Below are 14,895 nucleotides of genomic sequence, written 5' to 3'. Positions count from 1 at the left end.
GAAAGATGAAACGTCTTTTGTCTCTGACTTTTTATTTTAAAAGAATGAAGTCCCTTACCTCTTCCCTGAAGTATTTTGTGGTGCAGAAATGCAGCGTGTCGAACAAAGAAGCTATAGGCTTGATTTTATCAGGAAAGGTGCTGGTAAATGGCAAAAAAGGGCAGCTTCAGCAGGTGCTGCATCAGCAAGACGAGGTAACGCTGAACGGGCAGATTCTGAAATCAGCCGATGAGTATACTTATATAGCTTATTATAAACCCAGAGGAGTAGAATCTACGCTAAACCCTAACATACCAGACAATCTGCTGCAGGCGCTTCAGTTAGAAAAACGGGTGTTCCCAGTGGGCCGGTTAGACAAAGAATCTGAAGGGCTAATGCTGCTCACCGATGATGGCCAACTTTACAACCGCATCAGCCATACAGAAAACCATCAGGAGAAAGAGTATATAGTCACAGTAGACAAACCATTAAATGATGCGTTTATTTCGTCTCTGGCATCTGGCGTTGAGATCATGGGCACGAAAACAAGACCAGCCCGTGCGCAGGGGGTAGCGGAAAAAACTTTTAGAATAGTGCTTACCCAGGGGTTAAACCGGCAGATCAGGCGTATGTGCTATAAACTAGGGTATGAGGTGGTGCAGTTGGTGCGGATTCGTATGGTAACAGTAGAATTGGGAACTCTGCAGCCGGGTGAGTGGCGAGAGTTATTACAGAATGAGCTTGAAGTACTCCACGAAAAGCTGCACTAGAAAGCCATAGGCAATTAAGCTTTCTTTCTAAACAGGCTCACTATTTTTTCAATTATAAATCCCAAAACCAGTCCACTTAATCCGCAAGCCAACGCTTTTAAAAACCATGCCAAGGCCGGTACGTTGTGAAGAGACTCTTCCAACTCATGCAGTAGATGACTCGTGAAAGGTATGCCATGTGCTATAATTTCAAAGCCTACCCATAACATGGCCGCGGTACCTATATAACTCAGAATTTTCAGGAAGTGAGGCATGAATGTAACAATGCCTCGTCCTAGCTTCTGAACTTGCGTTTGGTTGCTGTTCTTGGCCAGATGTATTCCAAGGTCATCTGCTTTCACAATAAGCCCAACAAAGCCATATACAGCCACAGTAATAAAAATAGCTACGGCAAGCATCACTACAATTTGGTTTAAAAGCGCCGTTTCGGCTACGGTAGAGTAGGTAATTGCCACAATCTCCGCGGAAAGAATCAAATCTGTTCTGACAGCACCTGTTACTCGTTCCTTTTCGAGTTCAGCAGGTGTAATTACTTTTATTTCTGTTGATTCATCTGGTGTAATGTCATGGTGCTTACTAAACATAGAATGCACCTTTTCATAGCCTTCAAAACACAAGTAGGCTCCTCCTAACATCAAAATTGGAGTAATAGCCCATGGCGCAAAAAAACCGAGCAGCAGGGCGGCTGGGCTAAGCAGTAACACTTTGTTCAATAAAGACTTTTTAGCTATCTGTAAAATGATAGATAATTCCCTTGCAGGGTCAAGTCCTACCACGTATTTAGGTGTAACGGCGGTGTCGTCAATGACAATACCAGACACTTTGCCAGTAGTTTTAGCCACTTGTGCCGGCACATCATCTAAACTAGCTGCGCTTACCTTAACCAGCGCCGAAACATCATCTAATAAGGCGAGAAGACCTGAAGCCATTGTAGTTCTATCTGATTTTAAATTCTAAGTATTGCCGCTTGTACGGCTAATCTTCCAATATAGGGCAATATTCTTTTATAATTCTCGTACACCTGTTTTCAGTTTGAATTCAAAAACGGATGCAAAAAAACAAACATACAAAATGATTTTAAGTGTCTTTTACTTCATAACAGTGTCAACTGCATTTTTAAAAGAGATTTTACCTGATCAGTTTATTTAAAAAGCATATTCACTTTGGCTGTTTTAGGCTTGTTTTTTGAAAAAGAAACCTAAAACAGAAGCTATAAAAGTTCTCTTGCCAAAAGAGTAGCTTAGATTTTCACCTACGCCTAAAGTCCTGTACGGCCAAAGAGGCTCTTCTATGGTTATTATAAACGGAACCTATTACTTCTCAATTTCCTTAACCTAAACAATATAAAATTATAATGTTTTCTGATTCTTATAACCGGTGGAGATTTTATTCAAAGACTGGTTGTAGTTTAGGATTACAAGTAAAATAAGAGAGAAGTTGTTAAGAAATAGCAAACATTTTTTATCTGCCCTTTTTGATACCATTGCCGAAGGAATTGTCATTAGAGACGACTCCGGGCAAATAGTAGACTTAAACGAGCGAGCGTTAGAAATATTCAAACTTTCCAGAGCGCAGATGTTAGGGGAAGAGGCTACCCATCCGGATTGGTTAATCATCAAACCTTCCGGAGAGCAGCTGGGTCCTGAAGAATTCCCGGGTTTTAGAACAGCCATTACTGGTGAGCCTGTCAATAATTTTATGCTAGGGCTAAAGAATAGAGACGATAAACCTGTTTGGATAAGAATAAATTCTCGATCAATTGTCATTGATGAAATAAAGTATGTCATCTCCTCCTTTCTGGACGAAACAGAGAAGTATGAGCTGGAGAAGTTGCAGAAAGAGAACGAAACACGCTGGCAACTGGCGCTGAATAGCAGCGGTTTGGGCGTGTGGGACTGGGATGTTAAATCCGGTAAATTGTTTTTCACCGATGAGTGGCGGAAAATTTTAGACTATGGGGCTGGTGAGTTGTCTGATCATATCAGTGTGTGGGAAGACTCCATACACCCAGATGATAAGCCTGCTGTTTTCAAAGCTTTGGAAGACTATTTTACCGGTAAGGTATCTACCTATGACATAGAACACCGGCTCAGGAGCAAAAACGGGTCTTACCGCTGGACCTTAACCTCAGGCAAAATCATAAGTAGAGAGCCTGACGGTAGTCCTTCTCGTTTGATAGGCACTATACGCGATATTCACAGCCGTAAGGAGGTAATGGAAAAGTTGCGGATCAGCGAAAGCACCCTCTCCAATACCTTCCAGCTTTCGGCAATAGGGTTGGGGCTGGTGGCGCCTAACGGTACCTGGATGAACGTAAATCCGGCACTTTGTGAGTTGCTGGGGTACACGAAGGATGAATTGCTCCAGAAAACCTTTCAAGACATCACGCACCCAGATGATCTGCAGGCTGACTTAGATTATGTGCAGCAAATGCTGAACCGCGAAATTAGTTCCTACCAAATGGAAAAGCGGTACATCATGAAGAACGGACACTATGTCTGGGCTATGCTGACGGTGTCACTAGTGTGGGAGGAAGACGAACCTCAGTTTTTCATTTCCCAGATAGTAGATATCTCCAATATCAAACATATGATAGGTGAATTAGAGTGGAAGAATGCCACGCTCAACACAGTTACATTAGATCTGGAAAACAAGATTGGGCAGTTAGAAGAATTCACTCGCATTGTAGCCCATAACTTGAGAGGTCCGGCTGGGAACATCAACTTGTTGTTAAAAGCTTTGGCAGATTCTGAGCAGGAGCTTAAGAGTTCTCCTTATTTTGAAATGCTTCTTCAAAGCTGCCAGAATCTTTCCGCTACCCTAGACGAGCTGATGAAAATTGTAGAGCTGCGTTTAAACAGGAATATTCAATTTGAAGAATGCCTTGTAAAAGACCTGCTGCAGAAAGTTATAGTTTCTTTGAAGGGAGATGTGCTGGAAAAGAATGTGGTAATTGAAGAACGTATTGAGGAGCCTGTTATCTCTTTCCCTAAAATTTATCTGCACAGCATTTTATACAATTTAGTTAGCAATGCCATAAAGTACAGCAGGGCAGACGTAACGCCTCATATTATTATCAGCACTTATAAAGAGAACGGACAGACAGTACTTACAGTAGAAGACAATGGTTTGGGCATAGATTTAGATAAATATGGAAACCAGGTGTTTAAACTGAAAAAAGTTTTCCATAAAGGATTTGACAGCAAAGGTGTTGGACTGTTCTTAATAAAGAACCAGGTAGAAACTTTTGGTGGTTCTATAAATGTTAGCAGTACACCTATGAAAGGGAGTGCATTTACCGTTACTTTTTAACTACTATGAAGAAAATTGCAGTTATCAGTTTAATTGATGACGACCAAGTGTATCAGTTTCTTACCCGCAAAATGATAGAGGATTCAGGTTTTGTTGAAACCATTCTACAATTTACTGATGGTGAAGATGCAATTGCCTATTTGGCAGAAAACCAACAAAATGCAGAGAAGCTCCCAGATTTGATCTTGCTTGACCTGGAAATGCCGTTTATGGATGGTTGGCAGTTTCTGGACCAATATATCAAAATTGGTTTCGCTAAAGAAATTACCATCTACATAGCAAGTTCCTCTACAAGTTTATCTGACCAGGAAAAATCACAACAAATATCAGAGGTGAAAGGCTACATTGTGAAGCCTGTCACGAAGGAGCAGTTTGTGGAGGTGGTTAATTCATTATAGACCCTTCATTAAACTGTAAGGCAAATTTTATTTTTGCTAACGGTTTAAACTTTGCGCTTTGTTTCTCAAGTATAGCTTGAAAAACAAAGCGCATTTTTTTGTGGCGTCAGGAATCTTCAGCAGCAACATTTATGGTTTTTTGCCTCATCTCACAATTTTCTACTTCTCTTGAGCAAGGCTTTACTGTAACGAAAGTAACGGAACAATCTATAATTTTTATTTGCCCCTTTTACAACCTTAGTTCCTAGGTAAACTTTTAGCCTGCTTCAGTAGTAAAACCATGTTGTGCCCATTAAACTTGGTGCTGTACAAAACCTATGTCTACCAACTCTTACTCTCTGCAATTCTACAAAACGCTGCTAGAAAAAACTGGGCAACCTTTTTTTGTTTTTAGTATCACCAATCAAAAGCTTATTTACCAAAGTCCGGCATTTGGTGAGACATTTCAACTTACGGGCGCAGACACTGGTACTAATGATCTGCTGGCTTTAGTTCACCCCGATGATCAAAGCTATGTGCAGAAAAGTTTTCAGAAGATGCAATTAACCGGGAAGGTACTGCCGCTTGAGTTCCGGATTTCGTTAGCGGGTCAAACGGAGCGTTGGGTATTATTTCATGTTTCACTGCAGAGCGGGGAGGATGGGGAACAACTTGTATTCGGGCACGTGGAGGACATTACCGCCCAAAGACACTATCAAGACCACCTGAAGAAGTTCTCAAACAAGAAGGACACGGTACTCAACATATTAGCGCATGATCTGGCTGGACCGCTAAATATGATTTACAATTTAACCGCTGTTTTAAATGAGCAGCTAGAGGATAGCATTAACGAAGAAGCCTTGCATCTAATTCAACTCATAGAAAAAACGAGCAGAAAAGGAGCTACTCTTATTCAGGAGTTTATGAGGCAGGAGTTTCTGGAGTCATCAGAAACAGAAGTGGTGACGAGGAGGGTAGAACTAGTCAGCAAAATGCGTGAACTGATTGTAGAGTACCAAAGTAACATAGGTAAACTGGCATCTAAAAAGATAGAGTTTTTTCCAAGCCGTGAAGAGCTTTATGTAGAAATAGACGACCTGAAGTTCATGCAGGTCATCACCAACCTAATGTCTAATGCCTTAAAGTTTACTCCTGAAGGCGGCATCATCACTATACGGTTAGAGGAGGAGGAAGAAGCTTTACTTATTTCAATAGCTGATACTGGGGTTGGAATTCCTGAAAAATATCATACTATGCTTTTTGACAAGTTCACCGAGGCCAGACGCCCAGGGCTTAAGGGTGAGCAAAGTGTGGGGCTGGGAATGTCAATTGTAAAAACTATTGTAGACTGGCATAATGGTGAAATTTGGTTTGATAGCCAGGAAAACGTTGGCACCACTTTCTACATCAGATTACCTAAAGAATCACTTAAAAGAGTAGAGTAAAACTCAAAAGCAGCGTAAGATCAGGACTGTTTGCTCAGCCGCCGGGCACGGGCTAGGCCGGTAAAAGTCAGGTACAGCAACGGTGGTTCGTTTAGAGGGCTTATCACTACCCAGCCGTTATCAGCTAACTCACGGCTTAGCTCTAGCACATCATTTAGCGGTAGGTGCAGCGTATGGGCAATATCTGAGGAAAGGGTAGGGTAATCTTCGGGCTCCTTGAGTAAATGGACCCGTTCTAGCAGTGCTGATAAAATGTTGTCCATCTCTTCCATGGCACCAGAGTTGGTAAGAACATAGATACGGTTGGCTGCCTCTATTTGCTGAGATAACATTTAAAAAGCAGTGTTTCTACCAGTATTTTTCGCATAAACCGAAGCATCTTCCTGTACAACTGCTTTCTCTACAGAATGTTTAAAAAACAATTTTCGTCATGTTCTGTTTTAGGCTTAGTTTCAAGAAAATAGATCTAAAACAGTAAACTAACAACCACTTTCATGTTTCTTTAAGCTGTCACTAAATAGTGTTTCTAATGCATCTTCTAGATTTTAAATACTTAATAATTTAAAGCTGTAACACTAGAAAGGAGGGTTTATGCATTGTTTAAAGACTATTACGTTGTGTTGAAGATTCACTTTTCAAAGTTTCCAATCCGGAAACGGGAACTGAAAGATTTCAAAGGTTTCCTCGTTTAGAAACGTTATGCCGGGTTATTTCAGAAGAGCTGGTAGTTAAAAGCCAAAATTCTTTGTTTGAATTCAAAAAGTCCTCTCCCGAGCAAAGGTATGTAAACCTGTTGCAAAGAAGACCTGAACTGTTAAAGCGTGTTCCTCAGCATCAATTAGCGAGCTATTTAGGCATTACTCCTCAGTCGTTGAGCAGGTTGAGAGCCAGAATAGTAGAAAAGGCTAAAACCTGATCATGATTGAGTAAGCAATTGATTACATGCTTCACTCTCAGCTCAATATTGCGCTTGAGCATGGTCAACTTTTGGAGTAAGAAGGAAAAAAATAGATTTGCTTTGGGTGGAGTAGGTAAACAGTTACCCCTGTAAACCTTGAGCTCTTATGGATTATATTTCAAAAATTTGAGCGTTTTAGATTCTAAATCCAATTTGACAATGCCACCTCTTATGCCTAAATAAATATTGCTGTCGTCCATTACAGCAATTGAGTTTGGGTAAAGGCTAGACCAGAAAGCGTCTTTGAACACGAATTCCTTCTTTAGGTCTTTGATTATGTAGAAATTACGGTGTGAGGCAATTAGTATCCTGTCTTTATGAAGAGCAAGTGCTGCTGGCGCATCATCAAACGCTAGTACTTTTTTATATCTGAATTTTTTCTTTGAGTACTCAAGTTCAAATAGAGCTCCTTCACTTAACACTCCGTGAGCAAGTCCCTCAATAAAGTAAATTTTATTATTTAAATGAAAAATTGAAAGAATGTTGCCTGCTTTAATTTTGATCGTATCGTCAGGTTTATGATTAGGTTTATAAATTAGTTTTCCGCCCCATTCCCCATTATCAGTACCTATCAGTGTTCCACCTTTAATTGTTAGCTCACATTGTTGTTTATCCTCTGCTTTAAATATCTGCAAACCTCCATCTACATTTCTTACTTCAAAATTATGTTTAGAATAATTGAGGTGATACCAGTCAGGGCTTGATATTTCAGGAGCTTTTGTTTCTACAAATTCTGTTGATTTATAAGTTTGAGAAATGGCCACTATGCTACTAAACAAGAATGGCAGTATTGTAATAATAGCTTTAGTTGTCATTTCGTTTTTACGGTTTACAGCTACACGCAGGCAGTAATTTTTACCACTTTCCTGTCCTGTGAAGCACGAAGCCTCTGCCTGCGTGTAGGTGCTGATATGTGCCAACTCTTCTTTTCTATAGTGTTAAAGCGTTGCCCTATAGTAAATAAGTCCAAAAATCGCACTGATACCAATCCAAGTTATCATTCCGATTTTAAAGCGATACATTGCAACAAATGAAATGACTGTCCAACCTAATGTAATGTAGTCAAATCCTGCTAGTGAAAGTTCATTTGGAAACATAACTGCCTTGCCAAAATAGATTGTCAGATTGAGAACCACTCCAACAACTGCTGCCGTTACGAGTGAAAGAATTTCTTTTACTTTTTTGTTTTCCTGTGTCCGTTCAATCATTGGTGCTCCTGCAAATATGAACAGGAAGCAGGGGAGAAAGGTGTAAAATGTAGTTGTTACCAGTCCAACTGTTCCCATGGCAAGCGAATTTCCGAAGTGGTTATGTCCTGCCATAAAACCCACAAACACAAGCACCATAATCAATGGACCGGGAGTTGTTTCGCCAAGTGCAAGTCCGTCTATCATTTGCAGATTAGTAAGCCAATTGAATTTTTCTACGCTTACCTGCGCCACATAAGGCAAAACGGCATACGCACCGCCAAAAGTTACAAAGGCAGCCTGCGTAAAGAAAACTGACAGGTTCTTCCAAAACTCAAAGTCAGATGTGAGAAAATAAAAGGCTATGATTGGTATTGTCCATAGTATTGCACCTGTCAATACTTGCTTCCCAAAACGTAACGGGTTAAAACCAACATTTTCACTAATGGTGTTTTTGTTGATGTAATATTCACTTTCATCAATTTCCTTTTTACTTGCTGAACTATTGCTTTCTTCAAAAAATGTCGGGAATACTTGCCGACTCAATGCCGCCAGTATTATTGCACCAAGTATGATGAACGGAAATGGCACATTGAAGAAGAAAATACAGACAAAAGCCGCCAAAGCAACAAAATAGTGGAATGGGCTTAACAATGACTTTTTTCCTATCTTGATAAGAGCGAGAATTACAATGGCGATTACAGCGGGTTTAAGACCGTTGAACATTGCATAAATCCAGGGTATATTTCCATACGAAACATAAATCACACTCAACCCTAAGAGAATAAACATTGATGGCAGCACAAACAGAATTCCAGCAGCCAGTCCGCCCCTAACACCGTGAAGCAACCAGCCTATATAAGCGGCCAGCTGTTGTGCTTCCGGACCGGGTAAAATCATGCAGTAATTCAGGGCGTGCAGAAAACGGCTGTCGCTAATCCATTTCTTTTCGTCTACAAGGTATTCGTGCATAATGGCTATCTGCCCCGCAGGGCCGCCAAAACTAATGAAGCCAAGTTTAGTCCAGAATTTTAACGCTTCCCTGAATGTCGGCTTTTCTTTCACTTGGTCAATTTTAGTGCGTTGTCTAACCGTTGAGCGGCATTGTCCCAATTAATGATGTTAAACAGATTATCAACAAAGTCTGCCCGTTTGTTTTTGTATTTGAGGTAGTAAGAATGTTCCCAAACATCTATTACAAGCAAAGGAATTACGCCCCACTGGGTCAGTTTTTCGTGGTTCTCACATTGTAAAATGGTCAGCTTGTCGGTGTAAGGTTGATAGCCCAAAATACCCCATCCATTGCCGTCAACGTCCTTAGAGGTCTTGGCGAGATACAATTTTAATTTGTCGTAACTGCCAAAATCTTTTTCTATGCGCTTGAGCAAATCGCCTTTAGGGTCAGATTTTTTGTTGGTTAAGTTTGTCCAAAATATGGAATGCAGGATGTGAGATGAAAGGTGAAAGGCCAATTTCTTTGTCCAAAAGTCAATGGTTTCAAGATTATTCTCATCCAAAGCTTTCCGTATCATCTGTTGGTCTTTGTTTGCACCTTTTACCGCTCCTCCGTGATGAAAAGTGTAATGCAGATGCAAAGTTTCTTCGTCCATGTACGGCTCTAAATGATTCTTTGAATAAGCCAAGGGTTGATGAATAAAATTACCGTCTTTGTCAACCAACTTGTCAATGGTGTTGTCAGTCAGATTATTGGCAAATGGTAATGCTGTCGGTACAAGTGTCGCACCGCCAAGTATTAGTCCTGTTTTTAGAAAGTCTTTTCTATCCATCATGTTCTGTTTAATGTTTGCTGTCGACTAGTAGGGGTACAGGTAAGAGTTAGTACATAAAGAGGACCTAAGGCAGCTTTTCACTATATACCTTGTCTGAGATTGTTTTATGCAATTACTGATACCATTTCTAGTACCTTTTTTGCTAAATATTCATCTCCCTTTATCTCTACCTTATCAATTATTTCATGTGGCCGGACGCTCTTTGTAAATAAAATCCAGGAGATTTCAATCGGTATACAGACAACGGCTACAGGGGTTAATTTAGGTCCTGACTCGAGTTTCCATCCGTCAGTATCTTTAATTAAAGACCAGATTCCACCAGCTTCGGAAGTTATCTGTGCTTCAATAACTGTTCCTTTTTCAGCGGCTATATCACGGAACTTATGTGGTAAAGCTTGAAAGAACGTATTCATGACAGGGTAGAACAGCTCTCTTGACATTATCCCTTGTTTATTGACCGCTTCTCTAATCTGTTGTTGGTGATGCCAATGTTCAGTATATTCTCGGGCTACATGCATCCAATTGAAACTAGTTGATTCACCCGCCCAGGCAACAGAAAATAATGCCTCATCCCAAGGATTCAATGAATCATAGTATTCCGATACCAAATCTCCTACTGATTCAAGTAATAAAATTAGTGTTTGTGGACTAAGTCTTTTTGTGGCGCTAACCCAATCGCTGTTTAGTTTATTTAGCCATCTAACCAAATCATTATATTCTTTAATTTCTGGGGGCTGTTCTCCGTAATAACCATCCCTTTGAATAGAAAGTACTCGAAGCTGCGTGTCTAATATATGGCTTACTACATCTTTTACCTTCCATTGTTTCGCTACTGTTTGTTTATTCCAATCATCTTCATTTAATGATTTCAACAATTCAATCAGCTTGTTCTGTAAAGGCTTGAAAAGACTTCTGGTATTAATCGGTATCTCTTCCATATACTTTTAATAACGTATTGTGTAGCAGAAACGTAGCCTCAGCCAGTTTACCTGCTGTTTTTCCAATCCCATAGCACAACAATCCATTCGATTTTGTTGGGATCTGTGTATGAAACTATTTCCTTGAATCCGACTCTTTTATGAGCATTGAGTGAGCGCAGATTAGTTTTCGCTATTTCCGTTATTGCAAAATCATACTTCTCTGAGTGGTGTTGTTTGTACGCTGAATAACAGTCTCCGAATATTCCTTTCCCCCGGTAGTCTTTATCTACACATACTTGCCCTACAACCATATAATTATAAGCGGATAGTAATTTGACTTTGTACACGACTTTATCAAAGACTTCAAACATGGGAATCAAGATAGGTATATCAAACCTTGATTTCTTCGTCATCGACAAAACATAAGCAACTACCTTTTCGCCATCTTTAGCAATGATATGCTCTTCTATTTGATTAAGTTTTTTTAAAGTCTTCAGATCATGGTTTACTGTCACAAAACCTTGACTTTCTATTTCTCCTTCGGATAAGCCGATTTTTAAATTTGCCTTTTGCAAAGACAAAATTCCTTCTAGTTCTATATTGTTCTTCGATGTAGAATAAGCTATCATATTTCTTCTCTAAACAGCAGGTAACGTGGGAGGTGTTGCTGGTGTGCGAATGAACCGTGTTACAAAAAGCTTACTGCCTTAATGGATATTTATTCACTTTCCTTAAGAAGGAGAGCAGACCCTGCACATAGTGGCAATAAAGTGTTGGGCATTGGTTTTATTTTCCAATAAGAACATTGTATTCCGTTGGGACTTTTACTCCTCTAAAGCGGTTTGTTAAGCCATAAAACATAAAGGCTGTCAGAATAATACCTAAGCCCAAAATTGCTTTTGCCTGCCTTTGTGGTGTCCAGCCAAAAACAGCCTGTTTCATTTTCTTGCTGTGAATAGCTGCCATATGCCCGAAAAATGAGATGGTGGCAAGCCCGTAATAGGGAATAAAGAACAGGTTGAATGGGAAAGTATTCAATCCTGCCACGCCATAATAAAAGTTGGTGTCCAGGTGCAAAACAGCACGCCCCACTAATACAGAGCCTACATGAATGACAAAGAATGCCGCCAGGTAAAGTCCTGTCCAACTATGCAGTTTATCAAAATTGCTGACAGCTGCCTTGCGGCTTTTCTGGAAGAGCTTTATGCCCGACACTATTTGTAAAAGCACGGCTATCAGTAGAATTGCCTCCACAAGAATGTTGCGGTATACAAGGCGCAGGCTTTTCATGACCTCTATATGCTGGTCAGCCCCTGCAACACTATAGAGGTGGTTGAATAAATGTAGCCCGGTAAAAAAAGCTAACAAGAGGCCAGATAGGTAATGAAGTCTTCTAGTAGTCAAATTTGATAGCGGGTTTGATAGCTTAAAATGGTGCACAACGGCTCTGCCATAAGGTGGAGTAGTTAACTTATAGGTTTTGTTGTGGGATGACTTTCTTCTTTCAAATTCAAAGCTATTCCAAAACCTATACCTACAAGAGTCATCCAAATTAAAACATACAGCTCAGCTTCATTTATAAGATTACTCTCGTTTCTATAAAGCATTCTTAAAGCTTGTAATAACAATAAAACCATTGTACTTGAGGCAAGAATAATTATCAGACCCAATCCTTTTCTTTCGACTTTTAATATCAGACTGTCCAACAAGTAAAGCCCTACAGCTGCTACGACACCTGAAGCAAGAACTGCGGCGAAACCAATTACATATGATGCTCCCAAGGTAAATAGAATAGCAAGAAAGAATATAGCTAAGGAAAAAACAGCGTGTAGAACAAGCCCTTTTAATCTGTTAATTCTAAAATTATTGTAATTGCCTATGCTTACACCTAATGAGAAGAGAACTGGAACAAAATATGCGAAATTGCTAGTCATTAGACTTTGACTTGTTATTCCGAAGGCAAAACATAAAAGCCCTGTCAATAAAATTCTTTTCATACTTTTAGTTTACCACAACGGACTAGTATAAACGGCGGCTGAGGCCGTCGGCCGTGGCATGCCTTATGCACAATGTTAGCGGCTGTACTTTTTAGCACGGCATATAATAATCAATTCTAATCAGTTTACCGTTTTTAAAGAGAAGGAGCCATGAGTCATCGGACGGTTCTTTTGATGTCTGAATTCTTACTGCAACGGCTTTTCCAATATCATAGTCATTCACTTCATACTTTTCTTTTACAGCATTAGGAAAGACTTTTTCAAGAGTTTCTAAAGAGGTATTCCTGTCGAATGTGTGTTTTGGCGTCTTTAGATAAAGCTTTGATTCTTTTTTGAAGTAGAGGGAGCCGAAAACAGCTGTGTCGCCGTATATTTCTATTTGGGAATTGTTTAAGTAGGCATACTTAAAGTCTTTGTCGTAAAAAGAAACGCAAACATCGTTCATGTCAGGGGAAACGAGACTGTCTGGTTTTCCCAATAGGCTGAAAAGCTCCTTTGTTTTAGAAATCATCGGCAATTTTCCGTTGACTCGAACAGAATCCCAGCTGATGAATTCTTCATTAGTTGCTAATACTTTAGGTTTTGTTTCAGATTTCTGCTGTGTTAAAGTGTCGGTGCTTTTATTGATTGTAGGTTCATTTTTAGATTTATTATCAGCAGCTGAGTCTTGGCAGCTTAACAGTATGAGCGAAAGAAGTACGATGCTATAGAATCTCATATTTATAATTTTATGTATTGCCGCTAACGTCTAGTATAAACGACGGCCGAGGCCGTCGGCCGATGCTGAGGTTTACACGTTGTTAGGTGGTGTTTTTTCTTTGCTTTTGCGCGTTTGTATCCAATCTTCTAGGTGTGAGTCAAACTCTTTGAACATACCTTCAAAATTGGCCGCATACTCTTCTGTTTCTTCATACTCATCCTCATGAGTAAGGGTGACAATCGGATAGTCGTTTTCCGTAGATTCTTTGTTTGCATTAAATGCAACAACTCCGTAATCAGATAATTGGGCAAAAGGTAGATAATTTCTTTCTATTAGGTTCCAGTAGTATTCTTCTATTTCTTCTTTTGTGTCACTAACTAATTTCTCTGGGATACTTTTAAAGAATGATACTCCATATTCGCCTAGTTGAAGTTCAAGGAAATGTCGGTGTTTGAGAAAATTTTTGTAAGCTGTTGGAAGTTCATGTCCAAAGTAATTCTCAAGTTTTTTGATTTCTACATCAGTAACCGTTGAATTGATTGGTTTCCAAAATACAGAATACTCTAAATCACCCTTTCTATCCAAGTCGAGCATTCCAGGTGGCACTTGTTCTTCTGGTGCGAAGAGCCCTCCGATTTCCTGCATGAACGCGAAGTATTTATCTACAACTTCTTTTATTTTATTCATTTTTATTATTCAAAATACCACATAACGGTCTTGTGTAAACAGCGTGCTAAGCCGTCGGCCGACGCATGGTGTTTACACAATGTTAGTGGTTGTTCTTTTTTCCTTTTAGATAATCTTGCCTAATAAAGCTGTTTTCTCCCTCAATTATGACAATACCGAATTCTGGGTCAAACCAATATGTAGTAAAATGGCTCGTATTCACATATAAAACTTCTTTTGTAAATCCCCTTAGCTCACGTCCATTGAAAATGTTTACATCTGGAGTAGGCTTTAAGATGAATTTCTCATTTTTAAAGTATACAACTTTAATCAAGCTGTCTTCATTGGCGTATAACTCTTGCCATTCCCCGTTTGCTTTCACAAACCAATCTTTACCTCTTTTTTTGAAGGTAATTGAACATTCTTTTTCTTCAGCCGAATTGCATAGTAATCCGCTGTCAGTAAAAGTACTGTCGGTTAGGTATGTTCTAGTTGACTTGATAGAAGGTGACGGGTACGAATTATCTACCCCTTTATACTCAAATACTTTTGTCTGTCCTAAAGCCGAAGACACAGCAAGAGCCAAAGCTAGGACAATCAAATTCACCTTCATAAAATTAATTTATTTGAATTACCACTAACGGACTCGTGTAAGAGGCGGCGGAGGCCGTCGGCCGATGCTGGCGTTTATACAGTCCTATGTTTGCAAAAACCATTTAACTTGTACCAAAAGAGAAGAAAGGGAGGAACAAGATTATTTATACAATGAGGCGGTTGTAAGCCTGTCTAACATG

Annotated in this window: 16 protein-coding genes; 4 read left to right on the top strand and 12 right to left on the bottom strand. The window is 39.7% G+C overall.

The features are described from left to right. Window positions 1-44: 44 nt before the first annotated feature. A complete protein-coding gene (locus A8O23_RS20680; protein WP_066625948.1) occupies window positions 45-749 on the top strand; it encodes a pseudouridine synthase in 705 nt (234 codons plus the stop codon). A 14-nt stretch (window positions 750-763) separates the two neighbouring features. Here A8O23_RS20680 and A8O23_RS20675 read toward each other — a convergent pair whose 3' ends face one another. Continuing rightward, entirely contained in the window at window positions 764-1,678 is a 915-nt protein-coding gene (locus tag A8O23_RS20675; protein ID WP_066625895.1) for a DUF808 domain-containing protein, read from the bottom strand. A 508-nt stretch (window positions 1,679-2,186) separates the two neighbouring features. Between A8O23_RS20675 and A8O23_RS20670 the strand changes: the two genes are divergently transcribed. The 3 genes from A8O23_RS20670 (at window position 2,187) to A8O23_RS20660 (ending at window position 5,883) form a co-directional block, all read left to right on the top strand. Next, window positions 2,187-4,061 carry a PAS domain-containing protein gene (locus A8O23_RS20670; RefSeq protein WP_066625893.1) on the top strand — a complete coding sequence of 625 codons (1,875 nt, stop codon included), beginning with the start codon at window positions 2,187-2,189 and terminating at the stop codon, window positions 4,059-4,061. 5 nt (window positions 4,062-4,066) lie between these two features. After that, window positions 4,067-4,459, top strand: a complete 393-nt coding sequence (locus A8O23_RS20665; RefSeq protein ID WP_066625891.1) for a response regulator — start codon at window positions 4,067-4,069, stop codon at window positions 4,457-4,459. Window positions 4,460-4,776: 317 nt separating this feature from the next. After that, on the top strand, window positions 4,777-5,883 hold the full coding sequence (locus A8O23_RS20660; protein ID WP_066625889.1) for a PAS domain-containing sensor histidine kinase: 1,107 nt from the start codon (window positions 4,777-4,779) through the stop codon (window positions 5,881-5,883). Between the two features lie 20 nt (window positions 5,884-5,903). Here the strand turns inward: A8O23_RS20660 and A8O23_RS20655 are convergent, their stop codons facing one another. From A8O23_RS20655 to A8O23_RS20605, 11 genes are all read right to left on the bottom strand, one after another. Beyond that, window positions 5,904-6,215, bottom strand: a complete 312-nt coding sequence (locus A8O23_RS20655) for a hypothetical protein (protein ID WP_066625887.1) — start codon at window positions 6,213-6,215, stop codon at window positions 5,904-5,906. A 730-nt stretch (window positions 6,216-6,945) separates the two neighbouring features. Then, window positions 6,946-7,761: a hypothetical protein gene (locus A8O23_RS20650; RefSeq protein ID WP_066625886.1), complete on the bottom strand. Its 816-nt coding sequence runs from the start codon at window positions 7,759-7,761 to the stop codon at window positions 6,946-6,948. A gap of 18 nt (window positions 7,762-7,779) precedes the next feature. Beyond that, a complete protein-coding gene (gene chrA, locus A8O23_RS20645; protein WP_204377726.1) occupies window positions 7,780-9,093 on the bottom strand; it encodes a chromate efflux transporter in 1,314 nt (437 codons plus the stop codon). Then, a complete protein-coding gene (locus A8O23_RS20640; RefSeq protein ID WP_239693468.1) occupies window positions 9,090-9,818 on the bottom strand; it encodes a superoxide dismutase in 729 nt (242 codons plus the stop codon). The genes chrA and A8O23_RS20640 overlap by 4 nt, the downstream gene beginning before the upstream one ends. A gap of 104 nt (window positions 9,819-9,922) precedes the next feature. Beyond that, window positions 9,923-10,756, bottom strand: a complete 834-nt coding sequence (locus A8O23_RS20635; protein WP_066625884.1) for a maleylpyruvate isomerase N-terminal domain-containing protein — start codon at window positions 10,754-10,756, stop codon at window positions 9,923-9,925. 47 nt (window positions 10,757-10,803) lie between these two features. Beyond that, complete coding sequence (locus A8O23_RS20630) at window positions 10,804-11,367, bottom strand: GNAT family N-acetyltransferase (protein WP_066625881.1); 564 nt, start codon at window positions 11,365-11,367, stop codon at window positions 10,804-10,806. 157 nt (window positions 11,368-11,524) lie between these two features. Next, the gene (locus tag A8O23_RS20625) at window positions 11,525-12,028 is read right to left on the bottom strand and encodes a hypothetical protein (RefSeq protein ID WP_239693467.1); all 504 of its coding nucleotides are present in this window, start codon (window positions 12,026-12,028) and stop codon (window positions 11,525-11,527) included. Between the two features lie 176 nt (window positions 12,029-12,204). Continuing rightward, window positions 12,205-12,735, bottom strand: a complete 531-nt coding sequence (locus tag A8O23_RS20620) for a hypothetical protein (RefSeq protein ID WP_153042309.1) — start codon at window positions 12,733-12,735, stop codon at window positions 12,205-12,207. Between the two features lie 91 nt (window positions 12,736-12,826). Then, entirely contained in the window at window positions 12,827-13,453 is a 627-nt protein-coding gene (locus A8O23_RS20615) for a hypothetical protein (protein WP_066625873.1), read from the bottom strand. Window positions 13,454-13,525: 72 nt separating this feature from the next. Next, window positions 13,526-14,122, bottom strand: a complete 597-nt coding sequence (locus A8O23_RS20610; RefSeq protein ID WP_066625869.1) for an SMI1/KNR4 family protein — start codon at window positions 14,120-14,122, stop codon at window positions 13,526-13,528. An 82-nt stretch (window positions 14,123-14,204) separates the two neighbouring features. Beyond that, complete coding sequence (locus A8O23_RS20605; RefSeq protein ID WP_066625868.1) at window positions 14,205-14,714, bottom strand: hypothetical protein; 510 nt, start codon at window positions 14,712-14,714, stop codon at window positions 14,205-14,207. Window positions 14,715-14,895 lie beyond the last annotated feature (181 nt).

Origin of the sequence: Rufibacter roseus, assembly GCF_001647285.1 — a bacterium.
GTDB lineage: Bacteria > Bacteroidota > Bacteroidia > Cytophagales > Hymenobacteraceae > Nibribacter > Nibribacter roseus.
This window is presented reverse-complemented; position numbering and strand designations above follow the sequence as displayed.

Coding starts and splice junctions, on each gene's coding strand:
- A8O23_RS20680 (WP_066625948.1), top strand. CDS start 45: ATGAAGTCCCTTACCTCTTCCCTGAAGTATTTTGTGGTGCAGAAATGC.
- A8O23_RS20675 (WP_066625895.1), bottom strand. CDS start 1,678: ATGGCTTCAGGTCTTCTCGCCTTATTAGATGATGTTTCGGCGCTGGTT.
- A8O23_RS20665 (WP_066625891.1), top strand. CDS start 4,067: ATGAAGAAAATTGCAGTTATCAGTTTAATTGATGACGACCAAGTGTAT.
- A8O23_RS20660 (WP_066625889.1), top strand. CDS start 4,777: ATGTCTACCAACTCTTACTCTCTGCAATTCTACAAAACGCTGCTAGAA.
- A8O23_RS20655 (WP_066625887.1), bottom strand. CDS start 6,215: ATGTTATCTCAGCAAATAGAGGCAGCCAACCGTATCTATGTTCTTACC.
- A8O23_RS20640 (WP_239693468.1), bottom strand. CDS start 9,818: ATGATGGATAGAAAAGACTTTCTAAAAACAGGACTAATACTTGGCGGT.
- A8O23_RS20635 (WP_066625884.1), bottom strand. CDS start 10,756: ATGGAAGAGATACCGATTAATACCAGAAGTCTTTTCAAGCCTTTACAG.
- A8O23_RS20630 (WP_066625881.1), bottom strand. CDS start 11,367: ATGATAGCTTATTCTACATCGAAGAACAATATAGAACTAGAAGGAATT.
- A8O23_RS20625 (WP_239693467.1), bottom strand. CDS start 12,028: ATGAAAAGCCTGCGCCTTGTATACCGCAACATTCTTGTGGAGGCAATT.
- A8O23_RS20620 (WP_153042309.1), bottom strand. CDS start 12,735: ATGAAAAGAATTTTATTGACAGGGCTTTTATGTTTTGCCTTCGGAATA.
- A8O23_RS20615 (WP_066625873.1), bottom strand. CDS start 13,453: ATGAGATTCTATAGCATCGTACTTCTTTCGCTCATACTGTTAAGCTGC.
- A8O23_RS20610 (WP_066625869.1), bottom strand. CDS start 14,122: ATGAATAAAATAAAAGAAGTTGTAGATAAATACTTCGCGTTCATGCAG.
- A8O23_RS20605 (WP_066625868.1), bottom strand. CDS start 14,714: ATGAAGGTGAATTTGATTGTCCTAGCTTTGGCTCTTGCTGTGTCTTCG.